24 protein-coding genes are annotated in these 21,017 nt (G+C 44.3%); 16 read left to right on the top strand and 8 right to left on the bottom strand.

Going from position 1 to position 21,017, the window contains the following annotated elements:
* Positions 1-116 precede the first annotated feature (116 nt).
* From ACK1LH_RS07190 to ACK1LH_RS07200, 3 genes are all read left to right on the top strand, one after another.
* Positions 117-1,385: a GntP family permease gene (locus tag ACK1LH_RS07190; RefSeq protein WP_411334868.1), complete on the top strand. Its 1,269-nt coding sequence runs from the start codon at positions 117-119 to the stop codon at positions 1,383-1,385.
* Between the two features lie 12 nt (positions 1,386-1,397).
* On the top strand, positions 1,398-2,564 hold the full coding sequence (locus ACK1LH_RS07195) for a glycerate kinase (RefSeq protein ID WP_411334869.1): 1,167 nt from the start codon (positions 1,398-1,400) through the stop codon (positions 2,562-2,564).
* A gap of 166 nt (positions 2,565-2,730) precedes the next feature.
* Entirely contained in the window at positions 2,731-3,456 is a 726-nt protein-coding gene (locus ACK1LH_RS07200) for a Bax inhibitor-1/YccA family membrane protein (RefSeq protein ID WP_029281866.1), read from the top strand.
* Positions 3,457-3,489: 33 nt separating this feature from the next.
* Here the strand turns inward: ACK1LH_RS07200 and ACK1LH_RS07205 are convergent, their stop codons facing one another.
* Both ACK1LH_RS07205 and ACK1LH_RS07210 read right to left on the bottom strand, forming a co-directional pair.
* Positions 3,490-4,815, bottom strand: a complete 1,326-nt coding sequence (locus ACK1LH_RS07205) for a DUF4179 domain-containing protein (RefSeq protein WP_411334870.1) — start codon at positions 4,813-4,815, stop codon at positions 3,490-3,492.
* Positions 4,808-5,329: an RNA polymerase sigma factor gene (locus ACK1LH_RS07210; RefSeq protein ID WP_411334871.1), complete on the bottom strand. Its 522-nt coding sequence runs from the start codon at positions 5,327-5,329 to the stop codon at positions 4,808-4,810. The genes ACK1LH_RS07205 and ACK1LH_RS07210 overlap by 8 nt, the downstream gene beginning before the upstream one ends.
* 382 nt (positions 5,330-5,711) lie before the next feature.
* Between ACK1LH_RS07210 and ACK1LH_RS07215 the strand changes: the two genes are divergently transcribed.
* The 7 genes from ACK1LH_RS07215 to ACK1LH_RS07245 all read left to right on the top strand — a co-directional run bounded on the left by ACK1LH_RS07215 (position 5,712) and on the right by ACK1LH_RS07245 (position 11,629).
* Positions 5,712-6,800, top strand: a complete 1,089-nt coding sequence (locus tag ACK1LH_RS07215) for a Gfo/Idh/MocA family protein (RefSeq protein WP_411334872.1) — start codon at positions 5,712-5,714, stop codon at positions 6,798-6,800.
* Between the two features lie 57 nt (positions 6,801-6,857).
* Positions 6,858-7,880, top strand: a complete 1,023-nt coding sequence (locus ACK1LH_RS07220; protein ID WP_411334873.1) for a Gfo/Idh/MocA family protein — start codon at positions 6,858-6,860, stop codon at positions 7,878-7,880.
* 19 nt (positions 7,881-7,899) lie between these two features.
* Entirely contained in the window at positions 7,900-8,658 is a 759-nt protein-coding gene (locus ACK1LH_RS07225; protein WP_411334874.1) for a sugar phosphate isomerase/epimerase family protein, read from the top strand.
* A 14-nt stretch (positions 8,659-8,672) separates the two neighbouring features.
* The gene (locus ACK1LH_RS07230) at positions 8,673-9,641 is read left to right on the top strand and encodes a sugar phosphate isomerase/epimerase family protein (RefSeq protein ID WP_282033321.1); all 969 of its coding nucleotides are present in this window, start codon (positions 8,673-8,675) and stop codon (positions 9,639-9,641) included.
* A 157-nt stretch (positions 9,642-9,798) separates the two neighbouring features.
* On the top strand, positions 9,799-10,794 hold the full coding sequence (locus tag ACK1LH_RS07235; protein ID WP_203290024.1) for a LacI family DNA-binding transcriptional regulator: 996 nt from the start codon (positions 9,799-9,801) through the stop codon (positions 10,792-10,794).
* Between the two features lie 78 nt (positions 10,795-10,872).
* Entirely contained in the window at positions 10,873-11,196 is a 324-nt protein-coding gene (locus tag ACK1LH_RS07240) for an AbrB/MazE/SpoVT family DNA-binding domain-containing protein (protein WP_411334875.1), read from the top strand.
* 40 nt (positions 11,197-11,236) lie between these two features.
* Entirely contained in the window at positions 11,237-11,629 is a 393-nt protein-coding gene (locus ACK1LH_RS07245; RefSeq protein WP_411334876.1) for a hypothetical protein, read from the top strand.
* Between the two features lie 83 nt (positions 11,630-11,712).
* On the opposite strand, the gene ACK1LH_RS07250 is transcribed toward ACK1LH_RS07245, so the two are convergent.
* The 3 genes from ACK1LH_RS07250 to ACK1LH_RS07260 form a co-directional block, all read right to left on the bottom strand.
* A complete protein-coding gene (locus ACK1LH_RS07250) occupies positions 11,713-12,378 on the bottom strand; it encodes a hypothetical protein (protein ID WP_411334877.1) in 666 nt (221 codons plus the stop codon).
* Between the two features lie 229 nt (positions 12,379-12,607).
* Complete coding sequence (locus tag ACK1LH_RS07255) at positions 12,608-12,766, bottom strand: aspartyl-phosphate phosphatase Spo0E family protein (RefSeq protein WP_411334878.1); 159 nt, start codon at positions 12,764-12,766, stop codon at positions 12,608-12,610.
* 55 nt (positions 12,767-12,821) lie between these two features.
* On the bottom strand, positions 12,822-13,271 hold the full coding sequence (locus ACK1LH_RS07260; protein WP_411334879.1) for a MarR family winged helix-turn-helix transcriptional regulator: 450 nt from the start codon (positions 13,269-13,271) through the stop codon (positions 12,822-12,824).
* A gap of 117 nt (positions 13,272-13,388) precedes the next feature.
* Between ACK1LH_RS07260 and ACK1LH_RS07265 the strand changes: the two genes are divergently transcribed.
* Positions 13,389-13,802, top strand: a complete 414-nt coding sequence (locus ACK1LH_RS07265) for an organic hydroperoxide resistance protein (protein ID WP_411334880.1) — start codon at positions 13,389-13,391, stop codon at positions 13,800-13,802.
* 40 nt (positions 13,803-13,842) lie between these two features.
* Here the strand turns inward: ACK1LH_RS07265 and ACK1LH_RS07270 are convergent, their stop codons facing one another.
* Entirely contained in the window at positions 13,843-14,970 is a 1,128-nt protein-coding gene (locus ACK1LH_RS07270) for a S8 family peptidase (protein WP_411334881.1), read from the bottom strand.
* Between the two features lie 282 nt (positions 14,971-15,252).
* Between ACK1LH_RS07270 and ACK1LH_RS07275 the strand changes: the two genes are divergently transcribed.
* From ACK1LH_RS07275 to ACK1LH_RS07285, 3 genes are all read left to right on the top strand, one after another.
* A complete protein-coding gene (locus ACK1LH_RS07275; protein WP_203290027.1) occupies positions 15,253-16,506 on the top strand; it encodes a helix-turn-helix domain-containing protein in 1,254 nt (417 codons plus the stop codon).
* 19 nt (positions 16,507-16,525) lie between these two features.
* Positions 16,526-16,681, top strand: coding sequence for a hypothetical protein (locus ACK1LH_RS07280; RefSeq protein WP_158001601.1), 156 nt, complete (start codon positions 16,526-16,528; stop codon positions 16,679-16,681).
* Between the two features lie 1,135 nt (positions 16,682-17,816).
* A complete protein-coding gene (locus ACK1LH_RS07285) occupies positions 17,817-19,535 on the top strand; it encodes a methyl-accepting chemotaxis protein (RefSeq protein ID WP_411334882.1) in 1,719 nt (572 codons plus the stop codon).
* A 24-nt stretch (positions 19,536-19,559) separates the two neighbouring features.
* Here ACK1LH_RS07285 and ACK1LH_RS07290 read toward each other — a convergent pair whose 3' ends face one another.
* Entirely contained in the window at positions 19,560-19,889 is a 330-nt protein-coding gene (locus ACK1LH_RS07290) for a MerR family transcriptional regulator (RefSeq protein ID WP_029281840.1), read from the bottom strand.
* A 191-nt stretch (positions 19,890-20,080) separates the two neighbouring features.
* On the opposite strand from ACK1LH_RS07290, the gene ACK1LH_RS07295 reads away from it, so the two are divergent.
* A complete protein-coding gene (locus ACK1LH_RS07295; protein WP_168713756.1) occupies positions 20,081-20,236 on the top strand; it encodes a hypothetical protein in 156 nt (51 codons plus the stop codon).
* Here the strand turns inward: ACK1LH_RS07295 and ACK1LH_RS07300 are convergent.
* A complete protein-coding gene (locus ACK1LH_RS07300) occupies positions 20,228-20,488 on the bottom strand; it encodes a hypothetical protein (RefSeq protein ID WP_411334883.1) in 261 nt (86 codons plus the stop codon). The two genes, ACK1LH_RS07295 and ACK1LH_RS07300, sit on opposite strands and share 9 nt — an antisense overlap.
* Before the next feature lie 151 nt (positions 20,489-20,639).
* Between ACK1LH_RS07300 and ACK1LH_RS07305 the strand changes: the two genes are divergently transcribed.
* Complete coding sequence (locus ACK1LH_RS07305) at positions 20,640-20,831, top strand: hypothetical protein (protein WP_029281836.1); 192 nt, start codon at positions 20,640-20,642, stop codon at positions 20,829-20,831.
* Positions 20,832-21,017: the final 186 nt, after the last annotated feature.

Raw genomic sequence — 21,017 nt, forward strand, 5'->3', positions numbered from 1 at the left:
GCATGCACAAAAAAGAGGCAATGGCAGGCCGTCTTTTTTTGTCTGTACGGACAATGAATTCATAAAAGTAAGCGATTACAATTAAGAGAGTGAAAAGAGAGAAGGAGGAAATCACGATGGAGATTCAAGTAAGCGCTTTCGGGGCGTTATGCGCACTCATTGCAGCCATTTTTCTAATACTGAAAAAAGTTCCTCCCGCTTATGGAATGATGGCAGGAGCTCTTATTGGGGGGCTTCTGGGCGGAGTAAATCTGACAGGAACCGTTGAGCTGATGATCGCGGGAGCAAAAGATATTACCCCCGCGGTTCTTAGAATCCTCGCAGCGGGAGTCCTGGCAGGAGTACTGATTGAATCAGGATCTGCTTCGGTGATTGCAGATACGATTATAAAAAAAATTGGAGAAAAGCGTTCACTTCTTGCCCTGGTCTTATCGACCATGCTTCTTACTATGGTCGGCGTGTTCGTGGATGTGGCCGTCATAACAGTGGCGCCGATTGCCCTGGCCATTGCATATAAAGCGAAGCTTTCAAAGCCTGCGATACTCCTTGCCATGATCGGTGGAGGAAAAGCTGGAAATATTATGTCGCCAAATCCGAATACGATAGCAGCTTCTGATGCGTTTAATGTTCCTTTAACATCGGTCATGGCGGCAGGCGCCATTCCTGCCATTTTCGGTGTGGCCGTCACGTATGTGCTTGCTAAGAGAATGGTGAGAAAAGGTGAGCAGATCAAGTCGGAAGAAATCATTTCAAAGGATGGGAACAGCCTTCCATCATTTGCGGCAGCAGTCAGCGGTCCGGCTGCAGCAATTCTGCTTCTTTCCCTGCGGCCTGTCTTTGATATAGCCATAGATCCGATTATAGCATTGCCTGCAGGGGGGCTGATCGGTGCAATTGCTACAAGAAATATGACGCGTTTAACAGAGTTTGCAGCATCCGGGCTGCTGAAGATGTCAGGTGTTGCGATCATGCTGATTGGAACCGGTACACTTGCAGGCATCATCGCAAATTCAGGGCTGAAAGATGTCATTGTTGCAGGACTTAATGCTTCCGGTCTGCCTGCCTATATTCTGGCGCCGGCCTCCGGGATTTTAATGTCAGCAGCAACAGCCTCTACAACGGCGGGCACAGCTGTTGCGAGCAGTGTGTTTGCTCCGGCAATCATGGAGATTGGAATTCCTGCACTTGCAGGTGCGGCTATGGTGCATGCGGGTGCAACCGTTCTTGATCACCTTCCGCACGGAAGCTTCTTCCATGCAACAGGAGGCAGTGTGTTTATGGGGATGAAGGAGAGAATGAAGCTTATTCCATATGAGTCACTTGTAGGGCTTACACTTGCAGTGATTTCCACCCTGATCTTTGGTGTATTTAAACTGTTTGGATAGGAGATGTTCGAGATGAAGATTGTCATTGCACCTGATTCTTTTAAAGAAAGCATGACGGCCCTTGAAGTATGCGAAGCAGCTGAAAGAGGTCTTAAAAAGACGTTTCCCGGTGCGGAAATTGTAAAAGTGCCTGTTGCAGACGGCGGAGAGGGGACGGTGCAGGCGCTTGTTGATGCCACGAACGGCAGGATGACAAAACTGTCCGTTACAGGTCCGCTCGGTCAGCCGGCAGATGCGGAGTACGGCTGGCTTGGTGACGGAAAAACAGCTGTTATCGAAATGGCGTCTGCCTCCGGACTGCATTTAGTGCCGCCGGAACGGAGAAATCCTCTTATAACGACATCGGCCGGTACTGGAGATCTGATCAGAGATGCGGTCAAAAAGGGAGCAGAGCATATCATCATCGGCATCGGCGGCAGTGCAACAAATGACGGCGGAATGGGGATGGCAAGAGCCCTCGGAGCTCTCTTTCTGGATGATCAGAAAAAGGAAATCGGACATGGCGGGGGAGCATTGGCGGAGCTTGCTGAAATTGATGTTTCCGGCTTAATGTCCCAACTTTCAAAAGTGAAAATAGAAGTAGCGTGCGATGTGGACAATCCTTTAACAGGGCCAAATGGTGCATCTGCCATATTCGGCCCGCAAAAGGGGGCAACGGCTGAATCGGTTGCTATTCTTGACCGCAATCTTGCCCATTTCGCATCCTTTTTAAAACAGACAACCGGTGCGGATGTGGCGCAAACAAAGGGAGCTGGTGCTGCCGGAGGGCTGGGAGCGGGACTGATGGCCTTCTTAAACGCTGAACTGAAGAGTGGAGTGGACATTGTATTAAATACAGTGAATCTTAAACAGCACATGTCAGATGCAGACCTTGTCATAACAGGGGAAGGCAGAATTGACGGCCAGACTATCCATGGCAAGACTCCTGCAGGCGTATCAAAGCTTGCGAAGGAACATGGAATTCCAGTCATTGCTCTTGCCGGTTCAATTGGAGAAGGATATGAATCTGTTTATGAAGCGGGGATTGGAGCTGTATTTTCCATTGTGCCGGGCATAGTCACACTCGAAGAAGCACTGAGAAAAGGTCCCCAGTATGTAGAACAAACCATCGCGAATATCGGTTACCTATTAAAAAGGGATATAATGAAGATTAAACGCAATGAGAACAGCAGATGTTGATATGCTGTTCTTTTTTTTGAATTCTTTTCCCAGAACAAGAGATTCAGCAGAAGATTTTCATATTAAGAGATCCTTGCGATATAATGAAACTAGCAAGATGCGTTCACTGTGAAACTTTTTCATCAGCTGTCCGTATTACAAGTGAAAGAAAGAAGGAGTTGATCTTATGAGAACATCGAATCCTGCGTTGAAAGCTTTTGCCAAACGGGAAGGTTCTTATTCCAGCCAGCCGATGACGCTGATGGGTGCCATTAATAAATCGTTTCTGCTGCTGTTTATTTTAATTACGGCCGCAGGAGCTGCCTGGTATTACAGTGCACAGGGGCAGGACGTATCTGCCATCATGATCGGAGGGGCGATCGGCGGATTTGTGATTGCACTGATTGTAAGCTTTGTTCCGAAAACAGCGCCGGTGCTCGCGCCCGTGTATGCGGTCCTTGAAGGAATGTTTGTAGGAGGCATCTCAGCCTATTACGCATCCCTCTACGAAGGAATCGTGATGCAGGCGGTCCTTCTGACAGCAAGCGTATTTTTGGCCTTGCTGCTTGCCTATCGCTTCAGGCTCATTAAAGTGACACGCAACTTCAGACTGGGTGTCTTTGCTGCAACCTTTGGCATTTTAATCATGTATTTGCTGTCGTTTATTCTTGGGTTTTTCGGTGTAGCCATTCCGTTTTTGCATGATGCAAGCCCGGTTGGAATCCTCATTTCAGTTGCGATTGTGATTGTCGCATCGCTTAACCTTGTTTTGGATTTTGATTTTATTGAAAACGGGTCGAATGCAGGGCTTCCTAAGCACATGGAATGGTATGCAGGCTTTGCTCTTCTTGTGACGCTTGTCTGGCTGTACCTTGAGATCCTGCGCCTGCTTGCAAAGCTGCGACGCAACTAAACAGGAATGCCCGCTCATCTGAGCGGGCATTCTTTATTTTATGTTGATTTTTGTTTTTTCCTTTATAAAGCCTGGGTAGTCGATGAACTTCATGGTCAGGGGGCCGCTGCCTGCTTTCCGGCGGTCAAATCGAACAGAGAAGCGTTTTTTGCCGTCTCCAAAGTCCTCATTGGAAGAATGGACATAGACGCTTTTTCCATTAGCATCAGTCACGTCATTAATCAGCATGCTGGACATTTCTCTATCTTCGGTATAGGTGAACCCAACTTCATTTTCTGATACTTCTATAAGGCTGAAAACATTGTCTTTTGGCTTTTTAACAACTTTCATTTTGACAGGATCAATGATGACCTCTGCATCATCTTTACTGACTCCCCGTATTCTGCTGAATTCCAGATACAGTTCTTTAGGTGTTTCAAAGTAATTGCTCTCCAGATAAATCACATCTTCTGTGTCGCTGACTTCTGTTCTCACCAATCCATTATGGAAAAGTGACCATGGCTCGCCTTTTTCATCTGTAAGCCTGATATCATCGAAGGCGAATAGCTCCATCGTATTCTCTTTATCGTATTCTACGTAAAGGGCTGCAGAGAGAGGAGTGATATCAAGTTTTCTGAATGTAATCTTCTGGTTTTCTACTGAAACGGTTTTATTCATCTCAATCTCTCTCATCTTTTCCTTCACTAAATCCTGATCCAGTTTAAAATCGAATTGAAACGTATCTTCTTGAGCCATTGACAGAGGTCTTTGTGTCTTCACAACAATGTTCAGCTTGAAATCCTCATGGTTCATTGGATCTGCAAAGTCATAATCAATCGACGAATGTTCGCTCTCATTATGAGAGAGCGTTTCATCGGTATGTCCGAAGCTGATCATCGCATTTTCGTTAAGATTGTTTGTTCCTGATGTTAGTTGGACATTCTTTAATCCAGCTTCGGCTTTTTCTGCCTTGTTTTGAACGGTATAAAAAATACGGAGCTTTCTCTGGTCGACAATAGCTGAGTTCAGGGTGATTTCTATGCCGCTTTTCTCATCGGACAAGCCAATTTCCTGTACAAAATCATTTTCTGCGGCGGACATTAACCCTTTATTGTACCTGATGATTTCAACCACTTGTTCCATGCCCGGGATGCTGCTGACATAGGAAGCAAACGCCGGAGAAACTCTGACTAACGTGATAAAAATAAAAATGAACAGGGAAGCGGCCAATGCGGCCCATCTTAAAGGATAAGGCCTTTTTTTCTTTTTTGCTTTTTGAAATCCGGCCGTGATGGCATCATCAAGCTCATCAAATGGAACGGAAATCATATCTGTTTTCGTCTTCATCTTTTCCAGCAGAGCCTCTTCCTTTTCAAACATGACCTTCACCCCCATTGTCTTTAAAATGTTTTCTAAGCAGGGAAAGCGCTTTTTTCAGTCTTGTTTTTACCGTGCTTTCCGGACAGTTTAACTGATCGGCTATTTCTTTTATTTTCAGATCCTGAAAATATTTCATGACGATGACATCCTGATATTTTTCACTGAGGCTGCATAGCGCCTCCTGAATTTCCACCGAATGCAGGGAATCTGCAGCCGTACCGGATGAGGCTAGCTTTTCGTCAAGCTTCACTTTCTTTTGACGCTTAAGCTGATCATGGCAGTAGTTCATCATGATTCGGATCAGATACGTTGTAAAATAAGACGGCTCCTTCACTTTTTTGAGTGATTTATACGCACGGTACGTCACTTCCTGAACAGCTTCAATCGCATCGTTTTCATTTTTTAAATACAAATAGGCGGTCCGGTAAAGCTGTTCTTTATGCTGTTTCATGACAAGCAGAAAGGCCCGGTCATCGCCCCTGATCGCTGCCTTTGCGAGAGTGGGGTCTGTCAATGGTGATTCCTCCTTGATGGGATCATATATCCTGATAATAAAAAACAAGTTTCAGCTTTATGAGAAAGCATTTGCCTCTTTACTCATTAGACTTCAAACGTCTGAAAAAGTTTTCCGTTTTCATCCTTTTTTTAAGCTTACAAGAAAAAGAATCTCAGAGATAAATATTTTTTTATTTTTTGTTTGATTAAAAGCGCTTTCATGTTAAAATGAGTTTGTCGAAACGTTTCACATTGATTTTCAAGAACAGGAATAAGGGATTTATACATATTTGCCCCATATCTTGTGAAACGTTTCAAATCACGTATAAATACGGCAGCGGCTTAAGCACGCTTCCAGAACGGGTCCTGACAATGGGCCGGAATGAACCCGGAGGTGGACAATGAGTACGATTGTTCGAGTTGGAATTATCGGGTGCGGAGGAATTGCAACCGGCAAGCATATGCCTGCTCTCGCACGCCTGAAGAATGTTCAGATGGTGGCATTCTTTGATCTTGTGGAAGAAAGAGCCATCGAAGCAAAAATGCAGTTTGGTTCAGAGATGGCTGAACACTACACAGATTATAAGGAATTGCTTGCAAATCCGGGTATTGATGTCGTTCATGTCTGCACACCGAATGATTCCCATTCAGATATTTCAATTGCAGCCCTTGAGGCAGGCAAGCATGTTATGTGTGAAAAGCCGATGGCAACTTCAGCTGCCGAAGCGAAAAGAATGCTTGAAACAGCGAGGCGCACAGGCAAAAAGCTTTCTGTTGCTTATCAGAACCGCTACCGCGCAGACAGCCTGCACCTGAAAAATCTCTGCGAAGAAGGGGAGCTTGGCGATATTTATTTTGCGAAGGCCCATGCAGTCAGAAGACGTGCAGTGCCGACATGGGGAGTGTTCCTAGATAAGGAGAAACAGGGAGGCGGACCGCTAATTGACATCGGCACCCATGCCCTGGATCTGACACTTTGGATGATGGATAATTACGAGCCGAAAATGGTTGTCGGAACAGCTTTTCATAAGCTCGGACCTAAGGAACATGCAGCAAATCTCTGGGGACCCTGGGATCCTGAAAAGTTTCAGGTGGAAGATTCGGCTTTTGCCTATATTACGATGCAAAATGGCGCCACCATCTTTCTTGAGTCAAGCTGGGCACTGAATACCGTCAATATCGGAGAAAGTAAATGCACGCTGATGGGAACAGAAGGCGGAGCGGATATGGACAGCGGCCTACGCATTAACGGGGAACGCCGCGGAAAGCTTTATACGACAAATGTCGATCTTGATGAATCCGGGGCTTCTGTTGTGGACGGAAAGCCTGAAAGTGAAGCCGATATTGAAGCAAGGCTGTGGATTGAAGCAATAGTCGAAGACAAAGATCCAGTTGTAAAGCCTGAACAGGCCCTGATTGTAACGGAAATTTTGGAAGCGATTTATAAATCGTCCGAAACCGGCGAACCAGTATACTTTGAGAAAAAATAAGAGATTTCTGCAGCAGGAATCGATTTCATCTTTTAAACTACTAGGAGGAAGAGAAACATGAAAACGTTAAAAATCGGAATTATCGGATGCGGAAGCATTTCAAAACACAGACATCTGCCTGAATGGGCTGGAAATAAATTTGCTGAGATCGTTGCTGTCTGCGACATTAACGAAGACCGTGCAAACCTTACTGCACAGCAGTACAATGCAAAAGCATTTACAGATTACAGAGAGCTTCTTGCCCTTGAAGAGATTGACGCTGTAAGCGTTTGTACTCCAAATGCCCTTCATGCGCCAATGTCAATTGATGCGTTGAATGCAGGCAAGCATGTTCTTTGCGAAAAGCCAATGGCCACTTCAAAAGAAGAAGCAGAAGCAATGATTCAAGCGGCTGAAAAGAACAACCGCAAGCTTATGATCGGCCACAACCAGCGTTTTGTGCCTTCTCATGAAAAAGCAAGAGAACTGATCAAAAACGGAGATATCGGAAAAGTATTTTCTTTCCGCACAGCATTTGGCCACGGCGGTCCGGAAGGCTGGAGTGCTGATGGACGCGACAGCTGGTTCTTCAAGAAAGAAGATGCGTTTATCGGCGCTATGGGAGACCTTGGTGTTCATAAAGCTGATTTAATGCGCTACATTCTTGGCGAAGAAGTAACAGAAGTAGCTGCATTTGTAGATACAGTTGCAAAAGAGGGAGCAGACGTTGATGATAACGCTGTCTGCGTGGTTAAAACAGAAAGCGGCATCATGGGAACGCTCGCAGCAAGCTGGTCATACAGCAAGGAAGATAATGCGACGGTAATCTACGGTGAAAAAGGAGTGCTTCGTTTAGAAGATCACCCTCAATTCTCTTTAATCGCACAATATACGACTGGCGAAGTAGTAAACTATGAGCTTGGCAAAATTCAGTCAAATGATGAAGGCGGACAATCCTCATCTAAAGTGATTGATAAATTTGTCGACAGCATCATCGGCAATACAGAGCCTGCCGTTTCAGGGGAAGAAGGCTACAAATCTCTGAAGATCGTACTTGGCGCATTAGAGTCAAACGAAACAAAAACAATCATAAAACTATAATCATAAGGGGGATTATCTCATGACGAAAAAAGGGCTTCAGCTCTATACAATCAGAACGCTGCTCGAAAAGGATTTTTTCGGCACATTAAAAGAAGTTGCCGGTTACGGGTATGAAGGGGTACAGTTTGCAGGCTATTACGACACGCCGGCAGACCGTCTGAAAGAGGCATTAAACGAGTATGGACTGAAGGCAGCGGGGAGTCATGTGCCTTATGAACAAGTGGCAGGGGACGGGCTCAGCGAAGTTATTTCCTACAATAAGGAAATCGGCAATGATTTAATTATTGTTCCTTATTTAACTGAAGAGCAGCGCACGGACCTTGATGCATATAAACGCGTTGCGCAGGAATTGAACAAAGCAGGAGAAGTGATTAAGCAGCAGGGACTTCAGCTTGCGTACCATAACCACGATTTTGAATTTCAATCATTTGGAGAACAGACGCCATTTGACGTCCTGCTTCAGGAAACAGACCGCAATCTGGTCAAGTTTGAACTTGACTGCTACTGGGTTACTTATGCCGGCTATGATCCGCTTTCACTGATTAAAGAGCAGCGGGACCGTGTTGCGAGTCTCCATATTAAAGATATGAAAGAAACAAACGGTGTTAAGCACAGCACAGTTATAGGCGAAGGAACCCTTGATATGAAAGGGCTGCTGACTCTTGGAAAAGACCTTGAACTGCCATGGTTCATTGCTGAGCAGGAGCATTTTGAAGGCGAGTTAATGGAAGCCGTTGCGCTTAATTCGAAAAAAATGGACGAACTATTAAAAGCATAGAAAGGAAGATCATGATGAAACTAGGAGTATTCACGGTTTTATTTTCAGATAAAAACCTCGATGAAATGCTGGATTATGTGAAAGCATCAGGTGTGGAAGCTGTTGAGATTGGAACAGGCTGCTATCCTGGAAATGCACATTGTTCTTTAGAGGAGCTTCTTGGCAACAAGGAAAAGCAAAATGAGTATTTGGAGAAAGTTACTTCACGCGGACTGACAATCAGCGCATTCAGCTGCCACGGCAATCCGATTTCACCTGACTCTGCTTTTGCTGCTGAGTCTCATGAAACACTTGTTAAAACAATCAAGCTTGCAAACGAAATGAATGTTCCGGTTGTCAACTGCTTCTCCGGTACTGCAGGTGACCACGAAAATGCTAAATATCCAAACTGGCCGGTTGCCCCTTGGCCAAACGAATATGGCGACATTCTGAAGTGGCAATGGGAGCAAAAGCTGATTCCTTACTGGAAAGAAGTCGGCGAGCTTGCTCAAAGCCTGAACGTGAAAATCGGATTAGAACTTCACGGAGGGTTCCTGGTTCACACTCCATACACGCTGCTGAAATTGCGTGAGGAAACATGTGAAGCTATTGGTGCCAACCTTGATCCAAGTCACTTGTGGTGGCAGGGAATTGATCCTGTTGGAGCGATTAAAATCCTTGGAAAAGCGGGAGCGATTCATCATTTCCACGCTAAAGATACGTATCTTGACCAGGACAACATCAATATGTATGGGCTGACAGACATGCAGCCATACGGAGAAATTCAGTCAAGAGCATGGAATTTCCGTTCAGTCGGCTGCGGACACAGCATGCAGGAGTGGTCAGATATGATCAGTGCCCTTAGAACATACGGCTATGACTATGTTGTAAGCATTGAACATGAAGATCCGATCATGTCGATTGAAGAAGGCTTCCAGCGTGCAGTATCAAACTTAAAGAGCGTACTGATTAAAGAACAGCCTGCTAATATGTGGTGGGCATAAGAATTTCTATATGGGATACACCGTACAGGCGGGTTTGACACCTGCTTGTACGGGTTATTTCCAAAAAAACCTTTCCTCTCTTTATTCACCCCAAGCACCCCGCGCAAAACTCTGTTCAAGTAATTCAGAAGAAGCCATGAAAGTAAGGTGGAGAAGAATGGCCACAATCAAAGATGTTGCAAAATTGGCCGGTGTTGCTGTTTCCACAGCATCCTATGCATTAAACAATAATTCAAGAGTCAATTCAGAAACGGCAAAACGCGTTCTGGAAGCTGCCAAAACCCTGAATTATCAGAAAAACGGGATAGCCAGGGATTTAAAGCGCAGCAAAACAGAAACAATCGGCATCATTGTCCAGGACCTGTCAGGACCTTTTTATTCAGAATTGATGAGAGGCGCACAGGATACCCTTCTCACTCACAAATACGGGCTGATTGCCTGCAGCGCCATCGGCGGAAATGTATCCACTGCGACAAAATTTTTAAGAGAACGAAGAGTAGACGGGGTCATCATTCTTGCTGAAAGCCTTCCGGATGAGCTGATTCTGCAGTCCGTCAGAGAAGATTTTCCGATTATCGTTCTTGACCGCAAGCTCGACAGTGACAGCATCATTCATGTCCTCGTCGATAATTTTTCAGGCGGATATCAGGCAACGCAGCATCTCATCGATCTTGGCCATAAAGAGCTTGCCTATATTGGGGGACCGTCGCATAACCGCGACAATCAGCTCCGTTTTGAAGGCTATAAGCAGGCTCTGAAAGACTCGGGAATTCATCTCCATCCAAGCTGGATTCTTCAGGGCCAGTATACACGCGAAGGCGGATACTCTGCGGGCAAAATTCTCATGATGCAGGGGAACGCCCCGTCTGCTGTTTTCTGCGCAAATGACGAAATGGCGGTAGGAGCGATTAAAGCCTTTAAGGAAGCGGGTTTAAAAATACCGCATGAACTCTCTATCATTGGATTTGACGACATAGAAATCTCGCAGTATATCTCTCCGCCGCTGTCAACCGTTAAGCAGTCTAACTACGAAATTGGGTCTCTCGCGGCCCACTTGATTTACCAGGCTCTGAATGAAGGGATAGAAGGCAGGGATTATCTGCTGCCGACCGAACTTGTTCTGAGAAGCTCAACAGCCAGGAAGCAGCTTTAACAGCATAGCCGGGAGGAGAAATGATGCTCTTTTTATGATATAATTGAAGGCATCTTAAAAAGGAATGGAGTGAGATCGTTGAAAAAAGGCCCATTTTTCGTGAAAATTTGGTCAAATGGTCAAGTGATGATTCCTTCCTATATACGAAAAAAACTAAACATACAGTCAGGTGAGCGTGTCATTGTACGAACAGACGGCAGAACGATACAGCTGATGAAAAATGACAGCAGCACATTTGAAAACGAAACCATTATAAGCAGCAAAGGAACCGTGACCATACCAAGCGAAATAAGAAATCTCTGTGATATTGATGTTGGCGAGAAGCTGAAAATAGATTTGAACGAAGCGATGCAGAAAATAACGTTCAGCCTGCCGGATCATATGTCTACATTATCAAGCTGACGCAGAAGACGTGTCTTTTGCAGAGCGCAGGAGGACTCTAGTGAAAAAAGTTACGCTCTTTCTCATGACAGCCTTATTTGCATTTCTTCTGTCAGGCTGCAGGGACGAAGACGAAGGAAGAGACCGGAGGCTTGTTGCAGCAGAAGATATGTTAGAGGCAATTTTAGAAGAAGATGAAAGGGAGATGAAAGACCTTTACCTCAAAGGGGCTTATCATACACCCGAAGAATTGATTTCCCTCAAGAAAAAATGGGGAATTGACAAGCTGGAACTAAATGATTTTGATTTTCAGGAAGAAAGCTTTTACGTTTACCGCGCCTATTATGACCAGGATGACCAGACGGAGAGAAAAGCAATTGTCCTGCGCGTCAGGGAAACGGAAGATGACCGGATCATTGTTGATTTTGTTGATCAGATTACGGAAAAAAAATAAGAGTGATCTGAATAGAAACGGCGTTGAAACGGTATTAATGAAAAACCAGGCTCAGATTTTGAGCCTGGTTTTTTATATGGATATCAGCGGAACACTAACTTTTCAATCAAGCTGATAATCTCCTGACCATCCCTTGGTTCAATAGAAACGAGCTTTGTGTTGTTCAGGATATCTTCTGTATCTTTTTGAAGTTCTTTTTCATCAGTACCGGGAGGGGGAGCTTCCCAGCGCATCGGGGTCGCATACACATGAATGGTTCCGTCGCCATTTCCTCTGTAAGTAACCGATCCATCAACTAAACGGGAGCCGGATAACTGAATGACGCCTTCCGGATAGACTGCACTGTTGTCTATATTGGGATTGACAGGTTCTCCCGGGGGAATATGCCTGATATTGAGCTCATCAATCTCCTGATTCGGACCAAGCTGAGCCCACACTCTTGCGTATTCAATTTCTTCGGTGGAGTAGTTTTCAAGTGAAGCTGTCTGACTGGAGCTGTCATCATCCTTTGCATCGTCTTTTGGATCACCGATTTTTACAGATGAGGAATCTGCTTCTTGTGGAGCAGATCCCTTTTTCTCATTTATAGGTTCATTTACATCCGCTTCCGCGTCATCATCAATGTTCACGCTTGATCCTGAAGATGAGCTGTTCTTTGAAGAGGCAGGTTCTTTGGCTATGTTTTCAGTGCAGCCCCCAAGCAGCACCAGCAGTCCGAGAAGTAATAAAAGCATCACCAATTTTCGCATGAGTAAAATGCCTCCTTTCCATTTACAAGTTCCGGCCGCAAATATTAACTACTTAGGACTGAAGCCGGTAAAGCTGGAAGTCCATCCTCTATTATGACATAAGTTTCCTTTTAAGTTCATGTAAAACTTCAAAAATATTCCAATGTTATCTATTCTTGCCGAATCCAGCAAATGAACAGAAAAAAGCCGGGTGATACCTGATTGGTTTCACCCGGCTTTATATATGATTTCAATTAGAAGTATCCTGGATTCTGCTGCCAATGTTTAAGAGGCGGTCCAGCTGCTGGCTTGCCCTGACTGTGGAAGCGGAACTCAGCCCTTCACGTTTAGCGCTCTCTACCATTTTCTTCCGATATTTTTCGATTAACATGTCCATTCGGTTCAACATACCACCGCTCCTCTGCATGCGTTATTAATCTATATATCGTCCATTTTTTCCTTTTTTAAATATTTGTATTGATAGACGTCAGCTTTTTCAGTAAATTTCTGAACTCAAGGTTTAATCGTTCAAAATCTTCCTGATTGAGTCCGCTAGCTGAAAGCATATATTCTGGAACGCGGTATGCTTCTGTTTGAAGTTTTCTGCCGCGCTCTGTCAAACAGATATTTACTTTGCGTTCATCTTTTTTTGAGCGGTTGCGCTGAACAAAACCGGCTTCTTCCAGTCTTTTCAGCAGCGGTGTAAGAGTGCCGGAGTCAAGGAACAGTTCCTTTCCAAGTGCTTTTACACTGATTTCTTCCTGTTCCCAGAGAACAAGCATGACAAGGTATTGAGGGTAGGTCAGCCCCAGTTCCTGGAGTATGGGCCTGTACAGTTTTGTCATTTCTCTTGAACAGGCATAAATGGAAAAGCATAGCTGCTGCTCCAGGCTGAGAGAGTTTTCTGATGCCATGATGAATGATTCTCCTGACATTTCATATTTGACAAGAACAGTATACCCTTGTTATATTAGTTTTGCAATAACAAATTGTGCGCAATTAAATTACACAAAACCAAAGGAGAGATTCACATGCAAAAGCTATACACTGCAACAGCATCAGCCATTGGCGGCAGGGAAGGACGGGTGCAGACCGCTGACAATTTCCTGGATCTTGCAATTGAGATGCCGAAAGCGCTGGGAGGACGCGGCGGGGAAGGAACGAACCCGGAACAGCTGTTTGCTGCAGGGTATGCAGCATGTTTTGACAGTGCGCTGAACCTGGTTGCCCGTACTGAGCGTGAGAAAATTGGCCAGGCAAAAGTCACTTCCCACGTTTCGATCGGCAAAGATGACTCCGGCTTTGGACTGTCGGTTGTACTTGAAGTTCATATTCCAGAGGTCTCAGAAGAACGCGCGATGGAGCTTGTTCAAAAAGCTCACGGCGTATGCCCGTATTCAAAAGCGGTCAAAGGTAACATTGAAGTGGAATTGAAAATTGTTTAAAGATAGAAAAGAGCTCACGCAGGACGTGAGCTCTTTTGCATTATTGGATGGCGGCCTGGACATTAATCAATCCCGCACCATAATAAAATGGGTCGCCCAAAGGCAGAGCAGTGCTTTTCAGCCTGTTTCGGACTTCTGTATTAGACATGGATGGGTATTTTGACAAAATAAGGGCTGCAGCACCAGCTACATGAGGCGAAGCCATTGAAGTTCCATTAAATGATGCATACTTATTTCCAGGAACCGAACTTAAAATATTTACACCCGGAGCCATTACTTCAAGTTCGCTGCCGACACTTGAAAATGAAGCTCTGGCATTAGCTGAATCAACGGCTCCAACAGCAATGGCAGAACTGTATTTTGCAGGATAGCCAATCGTATTCCGTTTGCCCTTTGTTCCGCTGTTTCCTGCAGCAGCAACAACCACTACTCCTCTGCTGTAAGCGAGGTCTACGGCCTGTTTAAGAGCCGTTGAATCCTGACTGCCGCCGAGGCTCATGTTAATAACATCCATACCATTAGCAACAGCCCACTCAATTCCCTGTGCAATTCCGCTGTAGCTGCCGCTTCCTGTGGAGTCAAGAACTTTTACAGCATAGAGAGAGACGTCCGGAGCAGTACCAAGCACTCCAACTGTATTATTTAATGCTGCCACAGTACCTGCTACATGAGTCCCGTGACTATCTCCATCAACAAATGGATCGGGCTCATTTGGGATAAAGCTTGCTCCGCCAGAAACATTCAGATCTTCATGGGAAGCGTCAATTCCGGAATCGAGAATGGCAACTTTTACACCGCTTCCTTTCACCCCTGACGCCTGAACAGCGTCTGCTTTAATTTGTGAGATTCCGTAAGGCACCGATTGTCCAATGGCTTTTGCTTGGAAATCCTCTTCAACAAACAGTACGTTCGGGTTTTTCTCGAGTGCTGCCGCTGCCTGATCCGGCAGGGTGGCATGAACAACATTCATATATTTATATTGATGCTTGACCTTGCCACCGAAACCGGAGATGATAGATGCCTTCATTTTAGAATCTTTAACAGTTGGTTTCATCCCGATGAGGTAATCTTTTTTTACTGTCTCCGCTCCTGCCGGCTGGATGGAAAATGCCATTGTGAAAGCTAGAATAGCAGCAAGAAGCAGACTGAAAATCTTTTTCTTTTTCATCAAATTCCCCCCTAGAATAAATAACTGAATAGATTGACTATTCTATTAATTATGCTACCATTTTAATAGAAGGTCTTGTATTGGGAAAAATGAGCCTTTTTTCACCGCTTAGTGCAGAAAAGCAGAGGGGTGTTTCCTCACAACTTTTAATATTGGGAAATAAGGTCGTATTTTTTCAATTAATTTCGGAAAATTAAGTCTATTTTCCCAATACGAAACGACAAGGAATCGTCATAATAAAGAGAGAATGACATATACAGATTAGTAGATGAGGTGCTGCCCATGGAAATCGGAAGTCGGATAAGGTTCTATCGCATACAGCAGAATATGACCCAGGAGGAACTGTCTAGAGGCATCATTTCCACTTCATACTTATCGAAAATTGAAAATAACCAGACCACAGCAAGCATCGAGGTGTTGGATTTCCTCTGCAGCAGACTTACAATCAACCTCATCGAAGAAGAAGAAATTCCGCTCATGAAGTCCCTGTTTGACTGGTACCATGATATCGTTCACCGCAGGCAGGATACTCTCAAAAAAAGATACGAAGAGCTCCGGGAGAAAATCCATTCCACAAGCGACACAACAGCCATGCTGTATTTTGTTCTTTTTGAGTTCAGATACTTGCTCACAGAAAGAGATTTTGCAGAAGCAGAAGCAAAGCTTGAGAAAATCAGCCTCTATAAAGATATCTTTGAAGAAAAAATGACGTACTATTACGAGAAATTCGTCGGGCTTCATCACTACCTTCAGAGCAAATATTCCTCAGCCCTCATGCATCTTAAAGGAGCTGAACGGTTTTTAACGAAGCATCTCCCCTTTGAAAAATGGGAAGAAGCGGATCTCTATTATTCAATCGCCCTTACCCTCAGCCAGCTGCGAAAGGCAGCCCTGGTCATTCAATATACTCACTTCGCATTAAATATCTACCAGTCAAGATATGATTTAATGAGGTGTGCTGAATGCCAGATCCTGCTTGGGATTAATTATTTGAGGTGTGAGGAGTACAGCAGGTCAGAGGAAAGCTATCAGCTTGCCCGAAAAATAGCCGAACAGCTGAATGATAAAAGTTTACTGGGCATGATCTGCCATAACATGGGGTATTTAAGTTCTATCACCAAAAAATACGAGCAGGCAATTATTCATTACAACGAGGCCTTGAAGTACAAAAATAAACATGAGGCGTTAAGCACAATTTTCTCCATTCTCTACGCGTATTACCAGCTGGACAAGAAAGAGGAGGCCGAAAAGTGGATTCTTGAAGGCCAAACCATTTTAAAGCAGAATCCTAATCAGGAATATGCTTATCATTTTAAAGTCTATGATTCTCTGCTAAAAGGCAACCTTTCAGCTGAATTTGAATTCTTTATGCTGGAAGTGGTAATTCCATACTTTATTGAACATGAAAAGCAGCAATATATTATCGAATACTCGGAGCTCATGGCCTCTTACTTCGAAGAGCGCCACAAATATAAATCAGCGGCACACTACTATCAAATCGTATGTCATGCTTTAAAAAGAGCTTATTCAAATTAGGAAAAGAGGAGAATGATTCATGAAGAAACTATTAGTTGGATTAACCACTGGCGTATTCTCTCTGGCATTTGCAGCGGGAGTTGGACTTTTCTCAGAACCGGACCATCCGAAAATTGTTTCTGAACCTGATCACCCGAAGATTGTTTCGGAGCCGGATCATCCAAAAATTGTTTAATCTTTAAACATAGGCTGTGACCAGCGAGTTTGGCTCGATACTATTTTTAGTCAAAAAAAACCGAACTAGGGTGCTAGTTTGGTTTTTTTATGTTTAAAGTATTTGTATATTTTTATTAGTGCCGCAGCTTGATAATCCTCGTTAATGGCGTCATTCGCTGTAGTGATGCCACTTTTATCGTAGAAGGATCCTAGTATGTGGCGTCATTCGCTGTAGTGGTGCCACTTTTAACTGGAGTGAAACCTAGTTTGTGGCGTCATTCGCTGTAGTGGTGCCACTTTTATCGTAGAAGGATCCTAGTATGTGGCATCATTCACTGTAGTGGTGCCACTTTTACCGGGAGTGAATCCTAGTTTGTGGCGTCATTCCATGTAGTGGTGCCACTTTTATCGTAGAAGGATCCTAGTTTGTGGCGTCATTCGCTGTAGTGGTGCCACTTTTATCGTAGAAGGATCCTAGTATGTGGCGTCATTCGCTGTAGTGGTGCCACTTTTATCGTAGAAGGATCCTAGTATGTGGCGTCATTCGCTGTAGTGGTGCCACTTTTATCGTAGAAGGATCCTAGTTTGTGGCGTCATTCCTTGTAGTGGTTACACTTTTATCGTAGAAGGATCCCAGTTTGTGGTGGTATTCGTTGGAGTGCTGCGTGGATCATTCTCTACTAACAACACTTTCCCTCATCAATTGAACCAAGTAAGTGTTCTAAACCGCTAGTAGCAACACTTTCCCTCATCAATCGAACCAAGTAAGTGTTCTATACCGTGAATAGCAACACTTTCCCTCATCAATTGAACCAAGTAAGTGTTCTATACCGTGAATAGCAACACTTTCCCTCATCAATCGAACCAAGTAAGTGTTCTAAACTGTCAATTGCAACATTTTCCCTTAACCATTGAACCATGTAAGTGTTCTAAACCGCTAGTAGCAACACTTTCCCTCATCAATCGGACCAAGTAAGTGTTCTATTCCGTCCTTAACAGCACTTCACCCAATCCTGAACCCCCATCAATTGCTCCATTCATTCTTTTGACCTGCCGATTTGCTAAATATTCTGCCAAAATGGCCGATGTATGGTGTATAAGTCTTTTTGCACACATACATACTAGGCAGATTTGGTTAAAAGGGAGGTCTGGAAATGAAGAAGTTAAAATTATGGAATGTAAAGAAGAGGTCAAACCTCACATTGAAGGGCAAGCTGCTGGGGAGTTTTTCGATTATCATGGTGCTCAGCCTGCTGATGGCTGGGTTTACGATTGCCGGTTTCACGATGGTCAACAGCCAGACGAAGAAAATTGTGCAGGAGGATATGCAGTCGCTGCTTGCTGAAGGGAAGCTGAGGGACAATATCACGCAGCGGGTTTCTTTGATCAGGGCATACTTCATTTATGGAAAAGATGAATACAAAGATCAGTATTATGAATTGACGGAAGAAAGCAAATCTCTTCAGAAAAACCTGCTTGAACGAAGTGTGAATCCTAAAAGCAGAGAGCTTATGGAAAAGAGTTCCGAGTGGGAGAAGATGGTTGAGGAAGATGTGATTAAAAGCTTTGATTCCGGAATGAGAGTGACAGCCAATCAGACGTTGAGAGGCGATGTTCAGAATCTTGCGGATGAGCTTACAAAGGGTTTTGACGCCCTGGCTGCAGAGCGCGAAAAATCGATTGTAAGAGATGGTGACGCCATCATCAGTCAGGGAAGATTGATTAATATCCTTGGAATTGTTTTGTCACTGCTAATTATCGGAGCGGGTATTTTTCTTTCTGTCCGGATTTCAAATGCCTTGACGAAACCAATTCATTCCATCGCCAAAAGGATGGAGGATATTTCAAAAGGGCAGCTGAATCATGAGCCTATGTCCCTTGATTCGAAAGATGAAATCGGCAGTCTTGTTGCATCTGTAAATGAAATGAATGTGCAGCTGAGCGGAATTGTCCGGGACATTTCGGAAGCATCAGTTGTTGTTTCAGCGCAAAGCGGTCAGCTGCAGGCTTCTTCAAAAGAGTTAAAAGCAGGAAGCGAACAAATTGCGTCAACGATGCAGGAGCTTTCATCGGGAGCTGAAACGCAGGCATCTTCCGCTTCGGATCTTTCTGAAACGATGGGTGAACTGATGGAATCCATTTACGTAGCGAATCAGAGCGGGGAGGCTGTTGCAAAGGCATCAGCTGAAGTCCTCACTCATTCGTATGCGGGGTATGAACTTATGAATGAATCTGTGAATCAGATGAACCGCATTAATGGACTCATGGAAACAACTGTTGAAAAAGTAGAGCATCTGGATGAGCAGTCGGAGAAAATTTCCACTTTGGTGGATGTCATTCAGAGCATCGCAGATCAGACAAACCTTCTTGCTCTTAACGCAGCGATTGAAGCTGCCAGAGCGGGGGATCACGGCAGGGGGTTTGCGGTTGTGGCAGACGAGGTCAGAAAGCTTGCTGAACAGGTATCAAGCTCGGTTGTCGATATTAACAAGATAGTCAGCAACGTCCGTAAAGAAACGGAAGAAGTAGCTGAAAACCTGAAGGATGGATATAAGCAAATTGTCAAAGGGTCAGCATCCATCAGTCAGACAGGAGAGAGTTTTTCCGAGATAAAAGAGTACATTGAAGAGATGTCGGGAAGAATCACGACCATTCAAAAGGATTTAAACCGCATTATGAAAAGCAGCGAAGTCATGAATGATTCCATTTCCAGCATTGCATCTGTATCGGAGGAGGCTGCGGCAGGGATTGAGCAGACTGCTGCATCGGCAGAACAGTCAAGCCAGTCCATGGAAGAGATATCAGGACATGCTGATTCACTGGCTGCCGTCTCATCAAGACTTACACAGCTTGTAAACCGGTTTAAACTATAAAAAAATGAGGTGCCGCACGGCGCCTCATTTTTTATTGCGGAAGTGAAACTGGGCGTTCAGCTGGCCCTCAAGCATTTTCTTGCGGTAATCAGGGTTTGAACGCATTTCCTTCTTGCGCATTTCTTTCAGGATTTCATTCGTCTGCACGCCGTCTTCGCGTTTGTTGGCAATGTCCATTAATCGTTCTACATCCGAAAAAGAATACTTTCGTGTGCCTCTTGAGGTCCGCTGCGGAGAAATCAGATGCCTCTCCTCGTAATAGCGGATCTGGCGCAGGGATAACCCGGTAAGCTCGCTTACAATCCCGATTGAAATCACTTTTTTATCTTTATATGAGTGGTCTTGCTGTTCCATTTTTCCACCCCGCACTTTCATTTCTTTTTCCAATTATACCTTATGGAAATGAGTTGAAGTGCACTTTTGTCAGAAAATCTAACATAGATTGTCAGGTTTATAAAAAACATTGTGAGTTTATTTAACAACAATGATGATTTATGAATCTTTTCTCATTACACTTGGATTAACAGATTGAAGGAGGAGACACCATGGATTTGAAGAAGGCAGCTGAAATTGCCAGGATGATTGTAGAACTGGATGTAAGGAGGGATGAAATGCTTGAGGATCTGCAGAATGAAATCGGAAAGGATGCGCATGAATTTCTGCGGTACATGCAAAACTCATGCCTGAAAAAGTCATCCTGATCTTCTGGCCATTCGGGAAGGAAAAAAATTCGTTAAAAAGTGACTGAGCTCAAAAAGATAGTCTTCTGTAAACAAAGAAGTTACATCGCTGAAGCGGTCATATCTGTGTTCATAGGCACATAAAAGCAGCAGTATCCCGGATTTGAATTCAGCAGTATACAGCTGTTCGTTTTTCGGTTCAAGTGTATTCAGAAAATAGATTTGATGCCGTTCGTCACGTGTACGATAAGCAATCGGGCGGATATGCTTCATCGTCAAGCCTCCTCCATGTAAGATCCTGAGACTAGTCTTGACCGTTTACGGCTTTTTAACACATTCAGCTGAACTTTTACACTGGCTTAACCGTGGACTTACAATCAGCGGGTAAAGTGATAACTAGACAGTTTGAAAGGAGAAGTGAAAAATGAGCAAATTGTTCAGGAAAGCTCTTGAAGATCAAAGGGTTTTTTACAGCAGGAAATTGAACTCGCTCGGCATATACGACCAAGAGGTGCTTAGCAGCATGACGCTGTCTGAATTAAAAAAGGAATATCAGCATTTTTACAGCAGTGTGCCTTTTATGAAACTCACCCATAAAAAACCTGTGCAGCCGTAGAATACGGGTTTATGCTCTTCAGAGCGGGCGAAATTTGCAAAATTGATGCCATTCTTCTAATCAGCTTTCCTCATGAAATCCCCGCCAAAAGCCGAGAGGTTCTCCGGCTTTTTTTGCTGTCTGGAAAACTCGCGGTGCAGGAACAGAGGGAAAAAGAGAAGATAGCCTCGGGACACGAAATTGTGG

This window comes from Metabacillus indicus, assembly GCF_046603695.1.
In the GTDB taxonomy this organism is placed as follows: Bacteria; Bacillota; Bacilli; order Bacillales; family Bacillaceae; genus Bacillus_P; species Bacillus_P indicus.